We start from the raw sequence: 18,932 nt of genomic DNA, 5'->3' as shown, positions 1-18,932 counted from the left end.
ATACATACAGTGCGTTTATTTTTCTTTTTAATGGGGTAATATGAAAGGTATTGTTGAGGAATGAAGGGGAGAATAATTTTTAGGATTGATTTTTTTAATGAAATCCCGGAAATTTAAAACCTATATTTTGCAGTGAATAAGAAATATCGTGGTACTAGTTTAATTGTTGATTTATAAGAAGTATAATTATCTAAAGATACTAAAGTAAATTCGTTTTCATTAGTTAAATTGTTTAATATCATTCGATAAGAAAACCTGCTTTCTTCTGGATTGTAATTTATAACAGCATTAATAAACGAATAATTATTATTATTATTATTCATTTGATAATAGGTACTGTTTATTTCAGCTAACCATGTTTTTGATATTTTATAATTGCTATTTATAAAAAAATCGGTTGTTTCGTTTTTCGTCAAAACCCCATTAAATTTTGATTGAAAATAATTGTAATTTACACCAAAGTCAAAATTTATTGGAAGTTTCAAATAGGTAGTTCCGGAAAATTTGTAAGTACTATTGTAACTTTTTAGGGAGCTAAATTCTGAACTATTTACTTTTGTTGGGTTTGTATTCCAATTTTGAAAAGTTTCAAGTTTTGTCGCTAATTTTATTGTTCTAAAATAATTTACTATATTAAAATTTTCATTATAACTATCCCCCCCTTTGGTGAGTATGTAATTTTCAAAATTAAAATTATTCGTAATTGTACTTTCACTGTTAAATATTTTTTCAGATTTTAAATAGAAAAAATAAGAACTTATTGAAAATCGTTTTTTATCATTAAATAAAGTATGAGAAAAGGAGAGTACTTTGTTTTTTAAAAGTCCATCATAGGTTTTTCCTTTTCTAAAACTTCTATAATCGGTTAATTGAGAATTAGTTGTTAAATAATTTATTTCTGGTAAATTATTATTATCAGCATAACTAAAAGTAAAATTCCCCAGACTAGTTTTCTTAATGTTTAAGGAAGCTTTTGGATTAAATATAGAGATATTGTTTATTGTAGAATTAGTATCAAAACGATTTTGGGTATAGTTTAAACTGGCTGTAAAATCAATTTTTCTGGAAAAGTTGTATCGGATGGCGTTTTCAACAGAAAAAATGTTCTGCTTTAATGTGGTATGATTTTCATAATCAATAGTGTGATTGTTTTCTATTATGAAGTTGTTGTTCAGTATTTCCTTGCTATTCTCATATTTTAAGCCAATTGTATATTCGAGTTTTCTATACCGGGAAATTAGTTTGCTTTTTATCCCAAAATATAAAATAGAATTATGTGCAATTTGCGAAGCTAAAGCATCTGGACTAGCATTTAAAAACTGATTTAAAAATGGAGAAGTAATTTTGCTTTTTTGATTAATTAGATCATTCCCGAGATAAATATAATTATTTAAAATTTTGGTGTCAGATATTCTATAACTATGATTTAGATGGTTGTAAAAAGTTTGTTTTTTGTCTTTATACGCTTGATCAATTTGACTTTTGTTGAAAATCAAATCTGCATTAATACTGTTTGGATTGTTTTTATAAATCAATAGGTTTGTTAAATAGTTATCTTCATTTGCGAAATATTTTAATTCTAACTCTCCTGATGATAATATCTTTTTACTTTGATATAAATTTGTTTCAGTATTCAAAATTGGATTTGCTCCAATGTTAAAAATAGTTTTTGATAGTGAGTTTTGTTTTTGATTATCGCTTGCAAAATAGCCAACACCACGCATAGTAATATTAGGCTTTAATTTTTTTGTAAAACTTAGAGAATTGTACAAAGCTTTATTAAAAACACTTTGTGATTTACTGAAAGAGCTATTTTCGTTACTGCTAATGTTGTAATGATTTTGGACTGTTTTCTCTAATCTGTCTTTGCCAAACAAGTTGTTTTCTGTAATCGCTTTACTCACCTGATCGGTTGCTTTTTCACCAGAATTATTATAATCTGCTAAATAGAAAAGTTTAATTTTCTTTTTTAGCAATCCTAAATTAATTCCTTCTTTCCAGCGGTTTTCAGTGACAATACCTGAACCAACCATAATATTTCCAAACCAAATGTTTTGTTTGTCTTTTTTGAGTTTTAAGTTCAGCGCAACTTTGTCTGAGTTGCTTAATTTTTTCAAAATTGGATTGTCTTCAAAACCATCAATAATCTGTACTGCATCAAGCACTTTTGCGTCAAGGTTTTTAGATAATAATTTATAGTTTTTATCAAATAAATCTTCGCCTTCAATCAATAATTTGTCAATAGGTTTTCCGTGTGCTTTTATGGAACCATCATTTTGAACTTCAATCCCAGGCATTTTTTTTAGAATATCCTCTAGGGTTTGTTCAGTTTTGTTTCCAAATGACGCCACTTTTATTGTAGTGGTGTCTCTGTCTATTTTTATTTTTTGATTGACTTCAATGACTAGTTCTTTAAGGGATTCTAATTTTTCTTCCAAAATAAAAGATTGAGAAATGCTTTTTTCTGAGGTTAAATCTAGTTGTACTTCTTTTTTTGAATAACCCAAACAGGAAACTGTAATAGTTATTTTATTATTTCGGGGTTTTATAAAGAGTAAACTGTAATTTCCGTTTTCATCAGTATACGAATAGGTTAGTGTGTTTTCAGTACTATCTAAAATCACAACAGAAGCACTTTCGATGCTTCTGTTGTAATTGTCTTTTGCTGTACCAGACAATTTTATTTCTTGTGAAAAAAGTGAAAAAGATAAAAATAATAAAAGGAATAGGATTTTTTGCATTTTATTCGAATTCAACGAACATATTTGACAATTGAGGAGCGCCAAATTGTACATCTGGATATATTTTTTTAGCTAATTTTTGTTTGTCTTTTATTATGTTTATTTGTTCTTTTTGGAAAATTTTAAACTCTTCGTTCGATTTAAACGTAATTCCTTTGGGAATACTTATATATTTTACGGACTCTTTGTTTTTTGTTGGATATTCAATATTTTTAAAGTACCAATAAACAAATTTATTGACATCATAAGCTTCAAGAATTAGCCCTGGTAGACCATTTAACTTCCATGGACCAAAAGGGACAGCTATTTCTGGACTATACCAGGCAGTATAATTTCTACCTCTAAATATTGCTGTTGCTCTTTTGCATGTAAAATTTCCAATTTTTTTTGTTTCTTTTTCAATTGTCCAATTTATTTTTGGGGCTATTTCTTTTATATAAATTTGTTTTCTGTATAAGAAATTTGACCACATGGTATTTTTTTGTATGTGATAAACGACTTGATCGCCTAGTGGACTTACTTTCATTCCATTGTAACTAGATGTCTGTCCGCCATCTTCACTTTGAAATGTTCTCTTTTCATTAATTTTTTCAGGTTTTTCAAGACTATCTTTTGCGGTTACGTAATAGGATTGTTCCCTATTAAAAATAATATATGCATTGCTGTCTAGTCCTTTTGCGTATCCAATATCTAAAGCTTCAATATAGCCATAATTGGCTATGCCCTTTAGTTGTGAAAACATAATTATAGTGTTTAAAAGAGCAAGAAATAAAAATGTTTTTCTCATGTTTTTGTAATGATGTTAAAATGCTTTATGCTGTTGTTATATTTTAGATTAAAACTATTTTAGCAGAAAAAATTAGCTAAAGATTGAGCGCCTGACCCTGAACAATCACATGTGAAAGTTCCACTTCCACTTCCGTCAGTACAATGATACCAATATTGCATCAACCGTACAGGTTTTTTATTTGTATTTTTTTCTTTCATACCAAAAGAACTTAAAGTAATAATACTAATTGCGGATAACATAATTATTTTTTTCATAAATTTTATTTTTTAAAGATTTAAAGCAGCATAAAGCCCTGCAAATTTTGTATGAAAAAAACTACTAAACAATACCCACTTTTAGTGATATTTAGAGAAAAACACACAATGCGTTTATTTTTCTTTTTAACGAAGCATTATTGAGTGATTTTATGCTAAAAGATAAAGTAATTCGTAGGGTGATTCTTAACGATTATTTTGAATTTTTTTGTTCGGATTAAGGTGTTATTCTAGCTAAAAAAAACTTAAATTTGAAATTCATTTTTTGTGATTTATTATAAATTTAAAGTGTTTAAAACCAGTTAAATGCACAGTTTAAATCTATAGGTTTAGGCACCCTTCCTTTCGGGGAGGGCTGGGGAGGGGATTTATGTACTTAATATTCGATACCGAAACTACAGGATTACCAAAGCGTTGGGGCGCTCCCATTTCAGATACGGATAACTGGCCGCGTTGTATTCAAATCGCTTGGCAGTTGCACGACGATATGGGTAAACTCGTCGAGCACCAGGATTATTTGGTGAAGCCCGAAGGTTTTAATATTCCCTATGATGCGGAACGAATTCACGGTATTTCTACGGAATTGGTGGAAGCCGACGGAATTTCTTTGGCAGAAGTATTAGAAAAATTCAATATCGCTTTAGGCAAAGCCAAATTTATTGTAGGTCAGAATTTAGGTTTTGATATCAATATTATGGGCTGCGAATTTTACAGAATGGGTGTTGAAAGCCAAATGAGCTCCATGCCAATTCTGGATACGTGTACCGAAGTTACCGCTTCCTTATTGAAATTGCCGGGTGGTCGAGGTGGGAAATTCAAATTACCAACCTTAACCGAATTACACTCTTATCTTTTTAATAAACCTTTTGGTGAGGCGCACAACGCAACTGCCGACGTAGAGGCAACCACGCGTTGTTTCCTCGAGTTAATTCGTCGTGATGTTTTCACTAAAGAAGAACTCGATGTAGAAATTGGCTATTTTAAAGATTTCCAAAATAAGAATCCTCATGAGATTCAGCTTATAGGATTAAAGCATATTAATCTTAAGGAAGCATCTGATAAAATTCGCCAGCAGTTTGGAGAAAAACAAGCGCCGACAGTTTCAAGTGCAGCGCTTTCTGAGAATAAAAAGGTACTTGTTGATATGCCTTTTGTGCATTTACACAATCATACGCAATTTTCAGTATTGCAATCTACCATTAGTATTGCTGCGCTGGTGAAAGCGGCATCGCAGCAAAAAATGCCTGCGGTTGCCATGACGGATCATGCCAATTTAATGGGGGCTTTCCATTTTGTCCGTGATATTTTATACCATAATAAAGCCGCTGAAGCCAAGAATAAAGCCGCTATAGAAAATGGTGAAGAACCTACTGAAGTTCCAATGAAGCCTATTGTAGGTTGCGAATTTTTTGTATGTGAAGACCATAAAAATAAGTCGGTAAAAGACAATGGGTACCAGATAGTACTTTTGGCGAAGACCAAAAAAGGCTATCATAATTTGGCTAAAATGTCTTCCATCGCCTATACCGAAGGATTTTATTATGTGCCAAGAATCGACAGGAAAGTGATTCAGGAATTCAAAGAAGATATTATTGTTTTGTCTGGAAATCTTTATGGTGAAATCCCAAATAAGATTTTAAATATTGGTGAAAACCAAGCCGAAGAAGCTTTGCTTTGGTGGAAAAATGAATTCAAGGAAGATTTTTACATTGAGGTGATGCGTCACAATCAGGAAGATGAAAATCGAGTAAATACGTCTTTGATTTCATTAGCAAGGAAACATGATGTCAAGATTATTGCGACAAATAATACCTTTTATATAGACAAGGAAAATTCGAATGCGCACGATATTTTACTTTGTGTACGTGACGGTGAAAAACAGACAACGCCTATAGGTCGTGGTCGCGGATATCGTTATGGATTGCCCAATCAGGAATACTATTTCAAGTCGGGAGACGAAATGAAGCAGCTTTTTGCAAATTTGCCGGAAGCGATTTCGAATATTTCGGAGATTGTGGATAAGATTGAAATTTTCGATTTAGCTCGTGAAGTTTTATTGCCAAAATTTGAAATCCCAGTTGAATTTAATAATCCCGAAGATGCAGTAGATGGCGGAGTACGAGGTGAAAATGCGTATTTAAGGCATCTTACCTTTGAAGGGGCTAATCGCCGTTACAAAGAAATTACACCTGAAATTCAGGAACGACTGGATTTCGAGTTATTGACAATATCTAATTCCGGTTATCCGGGGTATTTCCTAATTGTGCAGGATTTAATTGCCGAAGCAAGAAGTATGGGCGTTTCAGTAGGACCTGGTCGGGGTTCTGCGGCAGGATCGGTGGTGGCCTATTGTTTGAAAATCACCAATATTGACCCATTGATGTACAACCTGCTTTTTGAGCGTTTCCTGAATCCTGATCGTGTGTCACTACCCGATATTGACATCGATTTTGATGATGAAGGCCGAAGTAGTGTAATGGACTATGTAATCAGGAAATACGGATCGAAACAAGTAGCGCAAATTATCACGTATGGTAAAATGGCAACAAAATCGGCGATTCGAGATACAGCTCGTGTGCTGGATTTGCCATTATTTGAGGCTGATAAAATTGCGAAATTGATTCCAGGAATGATGCCGTCAAAATGGAATTTGGCGCGATTTTTAAATGAAAAAGAAGATGTCATTAAGAAAGCCGTTCGTCCGGAAGAATACGATAAAATCAAAGAATTAATAGGACTTGCTAATGAAGATGATTTGGGTGGAGAAACCATTCAGCAAGCTAAAGTTTTAGAAGGGAATTTAAGAAATACAGGGATTCACGCTTGTGGAGTAATTATTACGCCAAGCGATATTACTAATTTTGTTCCTGTGGCTACCGCCAAAGATTCCGATTTATATGTGACCCAATTTGACAACTCGGTCGTGGAAAGTGCCGGATTGCTTAAGATGGACTTCTTGGGTTTGAAGACCCTGACCCTGATAAAAGATACCGTCAAATTAGTAAAATACAGAACTGGAATTGACCTCAATCCAGATGAATTCCCAATTGATGATTTAAAAACATATGAGCTTTTTCAACGAGGTGAAACGGTTGGGATTTTTCAGTACGAGAGTGCGGGTATGCAGAAATATATGAAGGAATTGAAGCCAACGGTTTTTCCTGATTTGATTGCCATGAATGCCTTGTATCGTCCTGGTCCGATTGCCTATATACCGAGTTTTATTAAACGTAAAAACGGGGAAGAGCCTATTGAATATGATTTGGATGACTGTGAAGAATTACTGAAAGATACCTACGGAATTACCGTTTACCAAGAACAGGTAATGCTTTTGTCTCAGAAACTGGCTGGTTTCTCTAAAGGTGATGCCGACGTTTTGCGTAAAGCGATGGGGAAAAAGATGATTGATGTGTTGGCTAAAATGGAGCCAAAGTTTATCTCTCAGGCTATGGAAAAAGGTCATGCCAAAGATAAGTTAGAAAAAATTTGGAATGACTGGAAAGCTTTTGCCGAATATGCTTTTAATAAGTCACACTCGACTTGTTATGCTTGGGTTGCCTATCAAACGGCTTATTTGAAAGCGAATTATCCGGCCGAATATATGGCGGCTGTGCTGTCAAATAACATGAGTGACATCAAGCAGGTTTCGTTCTTTATGGAGGAATGCAAGCGTATGGGATTACAGGTTTTAGGACCCGATGTGAATGAATCGTTTTATAAATTTACCGTAAATGATGATTATGCGGTTCGTTTTGGAATGGGAGCTGTAAAAGGTGTTGGCTCTGGGGCTGTGGCTACGATTGTTGAGAATAGAAAAGATGGAAGATATAAATCGATTTTTGATTTGACCAAACGTATTGATTTGCGTGCGGCGAATAAAAAAGCATTGGAGAATCTGGTTTTGGCTGGAGGATTTGATTCTTTTTTAGGTACAACGAGAGCGCAGTATTTTCATGATGATGGCGATGGAATTACCTTTTATGAAAAAGCGATTCGGTATGGGTCAAAGTTTCAGGAAAATGAAAATTCATCGCAAGTGAGTTTGTTTGGTGATACCAGCGAAGTGCAAATTGCGGAGCCTATTGTGCCGCCTTGCGAGGATTGGAGTACGATGGAAAAACTCGCTAAAGAAAAAGAGGTTGTTGGGATTTACATCTCGGGACATCCGCTGGACGATTTTAAATTTGAAATGAAGTATTTCTGCAATTCGAAATTGGAAATGCTTAAAAACATGGAGCTTTACGTGGGTAAAACCCTTACTTTTGGAGGTATTGTTTCTAATGTACAAAGACGGATAGCCAAAAACGGTAAGGAATGGGCGATTTTTAACTTAGAAGGTTTTGACGAAAGTTTTGAATTTAAAATATTTAATGAAGAGTACCTAAATTTTCATCGATACCTGCTTCCTAATAATTTTGTTTATTTTAAAATTCTGATTAAAGACGGATGGGTTAATAGAGAAACTGGAAAAAAATCGGAACCAAGAATGCAGTTTACTGATGCAAAACAATTACAGGATGTATTGGATATTTTCGCTAAGAAATTAATCTTGCTTCTGAATATATCAGATTTAGAAAATGATTTTATCCATAAATTAAGTCACCTCTTTCAAGAAAATAAAGGAGATAATACAGTTTCTTTTGAAATTATGGAACTGGAGAAAATAAAACGACTAGTTACCGTAGCTCCTGTTGAAATAGAAAATGAGGAAGAAGTTTTTGTCGACGAAAATGAAGATTCTGAAATGGAAGCTCTCGAAATTCCAGAGACAAGTACTGTAGCAAAATTAGAAGAAGTAGAAGAAATTAAGGTTGTAACCAAGCTGACTATGCCAAGCAGAAAATTGAAAATTAAAATCTCAAATGAATTACTAGTGGAGCTGGAGAAAATGCAAATTAACTTTAAGTTGAATTAGAGCACTATGTCCTAGCCCTGATGGAAGCGGCATCCTTTCCTTGCCTTCTTTAGGCAAGGAAAGATACAGCGTACAGCAGGAAAAAGCTCCTGAATTTATTAAAAATAGCAATTGACAATACACTTATAATCAAAACTAATTTATGAATGTAGTTTGATTAGTTTTTAATTTCTAAATTTGTACTCAGGATTGAAACCTTAAACATTTAAATAAAAAAATATGGCTTTAGCAATAACAGATGCTACTTTTGATGAAGTAGTTTTGAAATCAGACAAACCGGTAATGGTGGATTTTTGGGCAGCATGGTGTGGACCTTGTAGAATGGTTGGGCCAATCATTGACGAAATCAGCGAAGAATACGCAGGGAAAGTAGTGGTAGGAAAAGTTGATGTTGATGCTAACCAAGAATTTGCTGCAAAATACGGGGTGAGAAATATTCCAACAGTGTTGGTTTTTCATAACGGAGAAGTAGTAGGAAAACAAGTAGGAGTTGCTCCGAAACAAACCTACGCAGATAGTTTAGACGCTTTGTTGTAATCGGTAGATTATGATTTACATAGAATCTGTACGGATTCAGATAAAAGGTTTGGCGAAAGTCAGACCTTTTTTTTGTTTACTGAATTTATTTCACCTTCTTTATCTAGTTTCTGTAATCTTTTAATTTAAATCATTTAATCTTTTAATACATTTGAGATATGAAGATCGAATCGCAAATAGAGAAAGTTTCCAGTTTTCAGCATCTTGAATTGCTGGCTAATCAGGTTGTGGAAGGTTTTATTTCGGGAATGCATAAAAGTCCGTTTCATGGATTTTCGGCAGAGTTTGCGGAACACAAAGTCTATAATGTTGGGGAAAGCACTAAACATATCGATTGGAAGTTATTTGCCAAAACAGATCGTTTGTTCACGAAACGATTTGAGGAAGAGACCAATTTGCGTTGCCATATCATTATTGACAATTCCTCGTCGATGCATTATCCCAAATTAAAAGAGAGTCAGCAATTCTATGAAAACAAAATTGGTTTTTCGGTTTTAGCCTCTGCGGTTTTAATGAATCTTTTAAAGAAGCAACGCGATGCTGTGGGACTAAGTGTGTTTTCGAATGAATATGAGTATTACGCGCCTGAAAAAGGCAGTGATCGCCATCACAGAATGATTTTAAACACACTCGAAGGATTGTTAGAAAAGCCTGTGGCCAAAAAAAGCACCGATACAGTTACATTCTTGCATCAAATAGCGGAGAAAATGCACCGCCGTTCGATGATTATCCTATTTACGGATATGTTTCAGTCCGGTTCTGATACTTCTGGAGATGAAGCGCTGTTTAATGCCTTGCAACATTTGAAACACAACAAGCATAAAGTAGTTTTGTTTCACGTTGTGGATAACAAAACAGAGCTGAATTTTGACTTTGATAACGCACCAAGAAAGTTTATTGATGTGGAAACGGGAGAAGAAGTGGTCGTTTTTGCGGATAATGTAAAAGAAGAATATGGAAAACAAGTAGAAAGTTACTTCAAGAAGCTAGCGTTAACCTGCGCGCAAAACCGAATAAAGTATATTCCGGTAAGTGTAGATGAAAGTTTTGAAAAAATTTTAATGACATACTTGGTTGAAAAACAAAACTTTGGATAAAATGGTGAATTTTTATCAAATATTTTTTCAAAAAACGCTTGTGTAAACGGAAATCTATTGTATCTTTGCCACCGCAATAAAGCAGCAGGTTTGGTAGTTCAGTTGGTTAGAATACATGCCTGTCACGCATGGGGTCGCGGGTTCGAGTCCCGTCCAGACCGCTAATATTGGGGAAAGCCTTTCATAACTGAAAGGCTTTTTTGTCCCAATAAGGTATATAAAGCTAGTTGTGTTGTTTGCTGCGAATTTGTAACTCGTAGCGGGTTTAGTAGTTAGACCAATGAAAAGCTTTCCACTTTTTGTGGATAGCTTTTTTGATTGAAAATAAAGCAGGTTTGGTAGTTCAGTTGGTTAGAATACATGCCTGTCACGCATGGGGTCGCGGGTTCGAGTCCCGTCCAGACCGCTAGATTTAAGAGAGCCTTTCGTAATTGAAAGGCTTTTTTGATTTCACGAAGTTTGTAAATTAAAACAACTCTGATTTATTCTCCCACACAATCCAAAAAAACAATCCTAAATACATCATACAAATTACAAACTTCATAAAGCTGGATGCCAGTAATCCTATAAATGATCCTGCGGCTGCTTTCAAAGCCCGTTTGTGATTTTTAGAGTCGTAGATAAGTTCTCCGACTAGAGCGCCGACAAAAGGCCCTATAAGAAAGCCAAATGGAATAGGAACAATAATCCCAATAACTAAGCCAATATTTGTTCCCCAAATACCATAGGAGCTTCCACCAAATTTTTTGGTTCCTCTCGAAGGAATTACATAATCCAAAACAGAAATAGCTATAGTAATTAATAAAGCAATTCCAAGAATCCAATAATTAGTTGGAACAGCGTTAGTGAAATAAAGTAATAGTAAACCAATCCAACTGATACTTGGTCCAGGTAAAGCGGGTAAAAAACTCCAAAAAATGCCTATAATCATACACGAAAAACCCAGAATTAAAAGTATTATATCCATAGAATTATTTTAGTAATTTTGAAAACCAATAAGTAATGTCTATTTTCTAAACGAATATGAGAAAAATAATTTTAGTATTTTTCATTGTGCTATTTTCCATGCTTTCGTCTGAGTGTATGCAAGCTCAAGAGAAAACAGTGATTACTAGTGATGTCATTTTGAAAGAAACGTTATATAATGCTAATAAGGTAAAAGTATCAAATTTTTCTTTGAAACAGTTTGATGCTCTTTTTTTTGAATTTTTTGATAAAAAAGCCAATCCTAATTTAGTATTAACTAAGGAAGAATTCTATAAATATACTATTCAGATTGCTATTTTTTCAGATCGGTTGGCCGCATTATATCCGGATCAAAAAGAAATTGCTGCTCTAAACAAGAAGAAATGGTTTGCTGAAACCTACGAAGATTATTTGCTTTCTAAAGCAACTCAAAAAAAATAATTGTATTTTTATAAAATATTAGTTCAATTGAAAAACAAAACCTTGAAGCACTTTTGCCTTTTTTTAGTAATTATACTTTTTAATTCCTGTCAATATTTCGAAAAGCAAGTGCCTTCGGAAAAGGAATTGTTGCAAAAGGAATTGAAATCTATCAATTGGAAAGAAGTCGATGAATTTCCATCGGTTGTAGATTGTGAAAAAATAGAGAATAAAACGCAACGTCAGCAATGTTTTTTTGAAGTTTTAACGCAATTAATTCAGGAGAAGCTGAGCGTTGATACGCTGTCAGTTCTTTATCCGGAATTAGACACGATTGAAGTAAAGGTTACTGTTTTTCCAAATGCAACGATGCAATTTGAACCACAGTTTCCAAAAGATTCCGTGGCTTATGATCGAATCAAAATTGATAGTATCTTAAAAGCACGCTTGGTCGGTTTTCCAAAAATTAATCCTGCCATTAAGCGTGGAATTCCTGTAAAAACCCAATTTATTCTTCCTGTAATTCTAAAAGTGGAGTAGTTATGCCATTTACTTTTTCACATCCAGCTATTGTTTTACCGTTTTTTAAAAATAAAAAATGGTCTATTACTGGATTAATTATAGGTTCAATGGCACCAGACTTTGAATTTTTTTTTAGAATGAGAACGCAGAGCGAAATTAGTCATACTTTTCATGGTTTATTGTTAATTGATTTTCCTCTAGCAATTATAGTCGTCATTTTATTTCATGGAATACTAAAAAAGTCGCTAATAAGTAATTCACCTGATTTTGTACAAAATAGGTTAGTGGAGTTGAAAAATTCAAATTGGTTTGATTATTTTAAAAAAAATAGTTTCATAGTGATTCTGTCTTTTTTTGTTGGAGCGTTTTCTCATTTTTTTTGGGATTCACTGACGCATTGGGATGGTTATGTTGTACAAAGGGTTTCTTTTTTGAATATCCTATTGTTTTCATTCCCAATTTATGATTGGATCCAATACATCAGTTCTATTGTCGGACTGGTAGCGTTAGGGTTGTGTTTTTTTAAAATACCGCAAAATTCTGACAGCACTAGTAATGTCTCCCTTGTTTTTTGGATTATTACCTTGTTTTTTGCTTCAATAGTTGTTTTTTTGCGCTTTACGCTTGTTGTGGGCTGGCATAGAGTTGCTGATATTATAATTGGGGTTCTATCATCAATTGTAATTGCATTAACGTTTACTAGTGTTATTTTTATGAAGTATAAAAGATCTTAAAATCGTCGCCCTTTCCATTCGTATTTCCCAAACAACGAATATAAAGCTACACTTATGCTGAAAAAAGGATAGAATAAGTTGCTTAAAATCAAAAAACGTGTTTTTGTTTGTGTTAAAAAATTATTGGTTTTGCATATCAAAATTGAGTCAACGATGAACTTTAAAACAAATAATATAAAGACATTTTGAAAAGGAGTTAAGCATAAGAGCCAAGTGGTAATAATTACGAGCCAACTCAAATTTCCCGCAAATACCAATATTCCCAATCTTTTCCCAAAAGTACTTTGATACGAACTGGTTTTTGAGGCCCAGCGTACTCTCTGATAAAATAACGATTTCCAATCATCCATTGGTTTTGTGATGACAATATTGTTTTTAGATTTCAAATAATGGACTTTTTCTGGAAACTGGGCGATAGCTTTTTGCAAAAGGAAAACATCATCACCGCTGGCAATTTTATCATTTCCATTGAAACCATTTAATGCTTGAAAAAGAGATTTTGTATAGGCAAAGTTGGCGCCATTACACATGAATCCTTTTTTTATTCCAAAACTGCCAATTGTTGCTCCTTGTAAACTGGTCAAATCCAGTTGCTGGAAATGGTGTAGAAATGAGCTTTTGCAATCGTACGTTACGGCTCCGGCAATCATAGCAACATCATGAAGCTGAATGTAATTATTTAATGTCAATAACCAGTTTTTATTGACAAGGCAATCAGCATCGGTGGTGATAATCCAATTCGTGTTTACAGTTTGCATTGCGGTCACGATTGCGTCTTTTTTAGGCGAATTAGTAACCCGAATGTTCTTTATTACTGAAACTTTAAACTCTAAATGTGGAACTCTAAATGCTTCTTCTGATTCATCGTCTACCAAAATCACGGTAAACAATTCCATCGGATAATTCAACTTGGATAAACTGTCTAATAAAAGAGGCAGGTTTTTGGCTTCATTTCGAAAAGGAACAATAATTGAGAATTTTGTTTTTGGCTTTAAGCCTATGTAATCAATAGTATTTACTTTGGTAAAACCATAAATAAGAAAGACAATCGCCAAGCAATAGAGGATTATAATCAAGTACAAAACAAAAATCATATCGAATTTTTAGTTTTGAAATTCAATACATAATAACTGCCGATTATTACCGGTAAAACGACATTTAGAAACCACATAAGCGTGGTTATGAAAATTACAATCCATTCGTTTACGCCAAGAATTCCAAAGAAATAAACGGCCACACTTCCTTTTACGGCAAAATCCAAAAACTGAAAAGTGGGTAAGGAGGAAGCCAGAAAATAAACACTAGTTATCGTGGAAATGGCTGTTAAATAAGGCAAGTCAACATCAAAAGCAAGGAACAAAAAGTAATATTGGTGCGAGAAAACCAGAAAACGGCAAATCGCTAAAAAGATGTTTTTTTGATGAGTGCGTTTTGGGATTTCGTTAATCTTATGAATCAGTTTTTCTATGGAATAGCCTTTTATTGCAATTTTTTTGACCGAAAATAAAACAATGAAAAGGAGTGCCAAAATTCCAAAAAGAATTCCCACCGTTTTTGTGGTAATCACATTGTATTGCGAGTTGAAATACAATAACCCGAAAACCCCAAAAATAACTGTCAAAATCATTTGAATTCCGTTGCAAATCAGGTTTAAAAAAATGACTTTTTTAGTTTCACTTTTATCGAAAAATAATGCTTTTCCGGCATATTCGCCCACGCCGTTTGGTGTAAAAAGTCCCGCGGTTAACGCGCCCAGAACTTGTTTGGTTGCTTCGCCCAAAGATATTTTATGGATAAATTTGACTAAATTTTGCCATTTCAAGATTTCAAAAAACCGATTCAAAACACTGAGAAATAAAATGAAGGCAATTCCGCTAATAGATTGGTTTTTCTGGAATAGAACAATGAATTTTTGCCAATCAAGTTTGTCGTTATTGGCCAATTGATCGTAAATAAAATAAAAGGCGCCTCCCACAATCAAAAGTTTGATTAGAAGTACAAGGAATTGCTTAGTTTTGTGTGGAATTGAAATCATTGGTGCAAAGAAACAAAACTTTAAACTTTTAGACTTTAAACTTTAAACTAAATCATTGGCAAACGAACGCATCATATTAGGAATTGACCCTGGGACAACGATTATGGGTTTTGGATTGATAAAAGTTGTCAACAAAAAAATGGAGTTTTTGCAATTGAATGAATTGCTGTTGTCCAAATACGACAATCATTATCAAAAACTAAAAATCATTTTTGAACGCACCATTGAGTTAATCGATACACATAATCCAGATGAAATCGCAATTGAAGCGCCTTTCTTTGGCAAAAACGTGCAATCGATGCTGAAGTTAGGACGCGCGCAAGGCGTTGCCATGGCAGCGGGACTTTCGAGAGATATTCCCATTACGGAATACGAACCCAAGAAAATAAAAATGGCAATTACCGGAAACGGAAATGCCAGCAAAGAACAGGTTGCTAAAATGTTACAGCAACTTTTAGGACTGAAAGAATTACCTAAAAATCTGGATTCAACCGATGGATTGGCCGCGGCGGTTTGTCATTTTTTCAATTCTGGGAAAGTGGTTGGTGCTAAAAGTTATACCGGTTGGGATGCTTTTGTAAAACAAAATGAAGAACGAGTTAAAAAATAGTTTTCAGTCGCAGTTTTCAGTCTCAGTAACTGGAAACTGCGACTGCGACTGAACACTAATAAATGAGCGGAATCTACATTCATATCCCTTTTTGCAAGCAGGCTTGTCATTACTGCGACTTTCATTTTTCGACTTCCATGAAGAAGAAAGAGGAGATGGTTTTGGCTATTGCCAAAGAAATTCAAATGCGCAAAAGTGAGTTCGAAAAGGAACAGGTTGAGACTATTTATTTTGGTGGAGGAACGCCTTCGGTTTTAACTTCTGAAGAGATTAATTTTCTGATTGCTGCAGTTTATAATAGCTATTCTGTTTCAGAAAATCCTGAAATCACGCTTGAAGCGAATCCTGATGATTTGTCAAGTGAACGAATAATTGAATTGTCTAAAAGTAAAATCAATAGGTTAAGCATTGGAATCCAGTCTTTCTTTGAAGACGATTTACAATTGATGAACCGCGCTCATAATTCGGCGGAAGCCAAAAAATGCTTAGAAGAAGCGACAAAGTATTTCGATAATATTTCTCTTGACTTGATTTACGGAATTCCAGGAATGAGCAACGAAAAATGGAAGCAAAATATAGAAACCGCTCTGAGTTTTGGGATTCCGCATATTTCGAGTTATGCCTTGACAGTAGAGCCTAAAACAGCTTTGAATAAACTGATTCAGTCGGGAAAAATTGCTGCTCCTAAAGATGAAGTTGCCCAAGAACATTTTGCTATTTTGGTGGAAATACTAGAAGCTAATGATTTTATCCATTACGAATTGTCGAATTTTGGAAAGGCCAATTATTTTTCCAAGAACAATTCGGCGTATTGGTTAGGAAAAAAATATATTGGAATTGGCCCTTCGGCACACAGTTATAATGGTGTTTCAAGAAGTTGGAATATTTCGAATAATTCGCTGTATTTAAAATCCATAGAAGAAGATAAACTGCCAAACGAAACAGAAACGCTATCAGTTGCAGACCGATACAACGAATATGTTATGACTGGTCTGCGAACAATTTGGGGCGTTTCTTTGGATAGAATTGAGAATGAATTTGGAGTTGACTATTTAAAATATTTGAAGAAACAGATTCAGAAGTTCTTGAACGATGATTTGATTTACATTGAAAATAACATTCTAAAACCCACCAAAAAAGGAAAGTTTTTGACAGATGGAATAGCATCAGACTTATTTTATTTAAATTTGGAATAACAAATCAACCGCAAAGTTCACTAAGCTTTGTGCGCTCAGTGCCTTCTTTGTGAACGTAGTGTTTAAATAAATTATGATAGCAACTATTAACAACGAATTTAAAGTCGATTTATCAAAACCAATTGATATTTCGATTCCATTAACGAATACCGCTGAAAATCCAATTGCTTGGTATATCGAAAAACCAGTAATCGAACCCGTTGTTTTTGGGGATTGGATTGGTAAAGTTTCAGAAGGGAAATCATCCACCAATTTTAATAATATTTTCTTCAATCCACACGGACACGGAACCCACACCGAATGTCTGGGGCATATCACACGAGAATTTTACAGCATTAATCAATCGTTGAAACAGTTTTTCTTTTTCGCGGAATTGGTTTCGGTTGTGCCGGAACTGCTAGGAGAGGATTTGGTAATCACTATGGATAGCATCTCGACTGCGCTCGATGTGACATTGAAATTAGGTGTTCCAAAAGAAGCACTAATCATTAGAACGCTTCCTAATTTTAAATTAAAAAAATCTTTAAAATATTCGCATACAAATCCGCCTTATCTGGATGAAGCTGCTGCGCGGTTCATTCGCGAAAGCGGGATTCAGCATTTGCTGATTGATTTACCCAGTGTCGATAAAGAAAAAGACGATGGAAAATTATTGGCGCACAAAGCCTTTTGGAATGTAACCGATATCAACAATTTGAATGCTGATGCAAGATTAGAATCGACAATTACAGAAATGATTTTTGTTCCGAATGAAATACAAGACGGAAGTTATTTGTTGAATTTGCAAATTGCCTCTTTCGAGAATGATGCGAGTCCGAGTAAACCAGTTTTGTATGCTATTTTAAATAATGAATCATAAATTTGGAATGAAAATAATTTCATAAAATGAACTTAGTAACGTATTACGAATATTGTCTTTCAAAAAAAGGAGTGACGGAACATTTCCCTTTTGACGAAGATACTTTAGTTTTTAAAGTGGGTGGGAAAATGTTTGCGTTGTCGTCTTTAAACCAATGGGAGAAAGGACAACCAGCAGTAAATTTGAAATGTGATCCGGAAAGAGCACAGGAATTACGTGCGGAATACGATGCAATTCAACCGGGTTTTCACATGAGTAAAATTCATTGGAATACAATAAAAATAAATACAGACGTTTCGGATACGCTTGTCAAAGAATTGATTGATTATTCCTATGATTTGGTTTTCAAAAGTTTAACAAAGAAATTGCAAAACGAAATTATTGAATTAGAAAATTAGGCATTACTTTTGCGAACAAATTTTGATTAAAATTATAAACACTGAAATAAATTCAGCCTATCATATGAAAGAACAATTTAAAAAGTTTCTAAACGAAGAACAAGATCCAAAAGCTATTGAAAAAATCGCTTCAAAATTGAGTGATTTATTGATGAAAAATGAAGAAATAGGGTATATCGCTGTACAAAAAAAACCGGCAATTACCGTTTTGCCTGATAGTATTGTGTTGACTAACAAAAGAATCATCATTTGTCAGCCAAAAAATCTTGGACTATCCATGAATTTTATTGATTACACGTGGGACGAAATAGAAGGAACTTTTGTAAAAGAAAATATTCTGGGTTCTGAGTTTTCTTTTACGACCAGAACTAATATGGAGGTTTCTATTGATTATATTCCTAAAATTCAAGCTAGAAAGATTTTTACGTATGCTAAAGAACAATTGGATATTTTGAAAAGTGGTACTATTCCAAACGCTCCAATAACGGATGAAGTTTCTATTGCTTCAATAGAAAAAGTAGAAGTTGTCGAAGAAATGGAAACGGAAGAAGTGATTAGTTTTGCCGAAATAATGCCTGTTACGCCACCAGTTTATACTATGGAAAACGAGCAATTCAATACTTCAGCTGAGGCTCCAAAGGAAAGTGGACTTAGCGGATTATCCCAAGATGAACTTTTTGAAAAATTACAGAATTATAAAAAATTATTGGATAACGGATTGATTTTGCAAGGTGAATATGACGCCTTCAAAAAAGAAATTTTGAGCTATATGTAATTAGTCTTAAGCCCGAAAGTCATAAAGTCAAAAGAAATGCATTATCTTTTCACTTTATGACTTTCGACTTTTTAACAGTAAGA

Annotated in this window: 17 protein-coding genes and 2 tRNA genes; 13 read left to right on the top strand and 6 right to left on the bottom strand. The window is 33.9% G+C overall.

The annotated features are described in order from the left end of the window. Positions 1-113: 113 nt before the first annotated feature. The 3 genes from T410_RS03030 to T410_RS03020 are packed head-to-tail and all read right to left on the bottom strand — an operon-like array spanning position 114 to position 3,785. Positions 114-2,741 carry a carboxypeptidase-like regulatory domain-containing protein gene (locus tag T410_RS03030; protein ID WP_035668586.1) on the bottom strand — a complete coding sequence of 876 codons (2,628 nt, stop codon included), beginning with the start codon at positions 2,739-2,741 and terminating at the stop codon, positions 114-116. Position 2,742: 1 nt separating this feature from the next. Beyond that, positions 2,743-3,528 (bottom strand): GLPGLI family protein, encoded by a 786-nt coding sequence (locus T410_RS03025; protein ID WP_051929338.1) that lies wholly within the window; start codon positions 3,526-3,528, stop codon positions 2,743-2,745. Positions 3,529-3,587: 59 nt separating this feature from the next. Beyond that, positions 3,588-3,785: a hypothetical protein gene (locus T410_RS03020; RefSeq protein WP_035668583.1), complete on the bottom strand. Its 198-nt coding sequence runs from the start codon at positions 3,783-3,785 to the stop codon at positions 3,588-3,590. Between the two features lie 370 nt (positions 3,786-4,155). On the opposite strand from T410_RS03020, the gene dnaE reads away from it, so the two are divergent. The 5 genes from dnaE (at position 4,156) to T410_RS02995 (ending at position 10,740) form a co-directional block, all read left to right on the top strand. Beyond that, complete coding sequence (gene dnaE, locus T410_RS03015) at positions 4,156-8,700, top strand: DNA polymerase III subunit alpha (protein ID WP_035668580.1); 4,545 nt, start codon at positions 4,156-4,158, stop codon at positions 8,698-8,700. A gap of 219 nt (positions 8,701-8,919) precedes the next feature. Next, positions 8,920-9,237: a thioredoxin gene (gene trxA, locus T410_RS03010; protein WP_035668578.1), complete on the top strand. Its 318-nt coding sequence runs from the start codon at positions 8,920-8,922 to the stop codon at positions 9,235-9,237. Between the two features lie 158 nt (positions 9,238-9,395). Beyond that, positions 9,396-10,334, top strand: coding sequence for a DUF58 domain-containing protein (locus tag T410_RS03005; protein WP_035668576.1), 939 nt, complete (start codon positions 9,396-9,398; stop codon positions 10,332-10,334). 87 nt (positions 10,335-10,421) lie between these two features. Next, positions 10,422-10,495 (top strand) — tRNA-Asp (locus T410_RS03000). Between the two features lie 171 nt (positions 10,496-10,666). After that, positions 10,667-10,740 (top strand) — tRNA-Asp (locus T410_RS02995). Between the two features lie 60 nt (positions 10,741-10,800). Here T410_RS02995 and T410_RS02990 read toward each other — a convergent pair. After that, complete coding sequence (locus tag T410_RS02990) at positions 10,801-11,301, bottom strand: DUF456 domain-containing protein (protein WP_035668574.1); 501 nt, start codon at positions 11,299-11,301, stop codon at positions 10,801-10,803. A 56-nt stretch (positions 11,302-11,357) separates the two neighbouring features. On the opposite strand from T410_RS02990, the gene T410_RS02985 reads away from it, so the two are divergent. Genes T410_RS02985 through T410_RS02975 form a run of 3 tightly spaced genes read left to right on the top strand, consistent with a single transcriptional unit; the run spans position 11,358 to position 12,976 of the window. Continuing rightward, complete coding sequence (locus tag T410_RS02985) at positions 11,358-11,741, top strand: hypothetical protein (protein ID WP_152556926.1); 384 nt, start codon at positions 11,358-11,360, stop codon at positions 11,739-11,741. A 42-nt stretch (positions 11,742-11,783) separates the two neighbouring features. Continuing rightward, entirely contained in the window at positions 11,784-12,260 is a 477-nt protein-coding gene (locus T410_RS02980; RefSeq protein WP_035674006.1) for a hypothetical protein, read from the top strand. Positions 12,261-12,262: 2 nt separating this feature from the next. Continuing rightward, the gene (locus tag T410_RS02975) at positions 12,263-12,976 is read left to right on the top strand and encodes a DUF4184 family protein (protein ID WP_051929337.1); all 714 of its coding nucleotides are present in this window, start codon (positions 12,263-12,265) and stop codon (positions 12,974-12,976) included. Here the strand turns inward: T410_RS02975 and T410_RS02970 are convergent. Together T410_RS02970 and T410_RS02965 are read right to left on the bottom strand one after the other, a co-directional pair. Further along, a complete protein-coding gene (locus T410_RS02970; RefSeq protein WP_035668569.1) occupies positions 12,973-14,070 on the bottom strand; it encodes a glycosyltransferase in 1,098 nt (365 codons plus the stop codon). The genes T410_RS02975 and T410_RS02970 overlap by 4 nt on opposite strands. Further along, on the bottom strand, positions 14,067-15,011 hold the full coding sequence (locus T410_RS02965) for a hypothetical protein (RefSeq protein WP_035668567.1): 945 nt from the start codon (positions 15,009-15,011) through the stop codon (positions 14,067-14,069). The genes T410_RS02970 and T410_RS02965 overlap by 4 nt, the downstream gene beginning before the upstream one ends. A 55-nt stretch (positions 15,012-15,066) precedes the next feature. On the opposite strand from T410_RS02965, the gene ruvC reads away from it, so the two are divergent. The 5 genes from ruvC to T410_RS02940 all read left to right on the top strand — a co-directional run bounded on the left by ruvC (position 15,067) and on the right by T410_RS02940 (position 18,849). After that, complete coding sequence (ruvC, locus tag T410_RS02960; protein ID WP_035668566.1) at positions 15,067-15,621, top strand: crossover junction endodeoxyribonuclease RuvC; 555 nt, start codon at positions 15,067-15,069, stop codon at positions 15,619-15,621. A 62-nt stretch (positions 15,622-15,683) separates the two neighbouring features. Next, entirely contained in the window at positions 15,684-16,817 is a 1,134-nt protein-coding gene (hemW, locus tag T410_RS02955) for a radical SAM family heme chaperone HemW (protein WP_035668563.1), read from the top strand. Between the two features lie 73 nt (positions 16,818-16,890). Continuing rightward, positions 16,891-17,676, top strand: a complete 786-nt coding sequence (locus T410_RS02950) for a cyclase family protein (RefSeq protein ID WP_035668561.1) — start codon at positions 16,891-16,893, stop codon at positions 17,674-17,676. A 26-nt stretch (positions 17,677-17,702) separates the two neighbouring features. Next, positions 17,703-18,074, top strand: a complete 372-nt coding sequence (locus tag T410_RS02945) for an MmcQ/YjbR family DNA-binding protein (RefSeq protein WP_035668560.1) — start codon at positions 17,703-17,705, stop codon at positions 18,072-18,074. Positions 18,075-18,138: 64 nt separating this feature from the next. Then, positions 18,139-18,849, top strand: a complete 711-nt coding sequence (locus T410_RS02940; RefSeq protein WP_035674001.1) for a PH domain-containing protein — start codon at positions 18,139-18,141, stop codon at positions 18,847-18,849. Positions 18,850-18,932: the final 83 nt, after the last annotated feature.

It is taken from the genome of Flavobacterium sp. 83 (assembly GCF_000744835.1).
Taxonomy (GTDB): Bacteria; Bacteroidota; Bacteroidia; order Flavobacteriales; family Flavobacteriaceae; genus Flavobacterium.
Note: the sequence above shows the minus strand (reverse complement) of the source record. Positions and strands in the feature narration are given on the sequence as shown.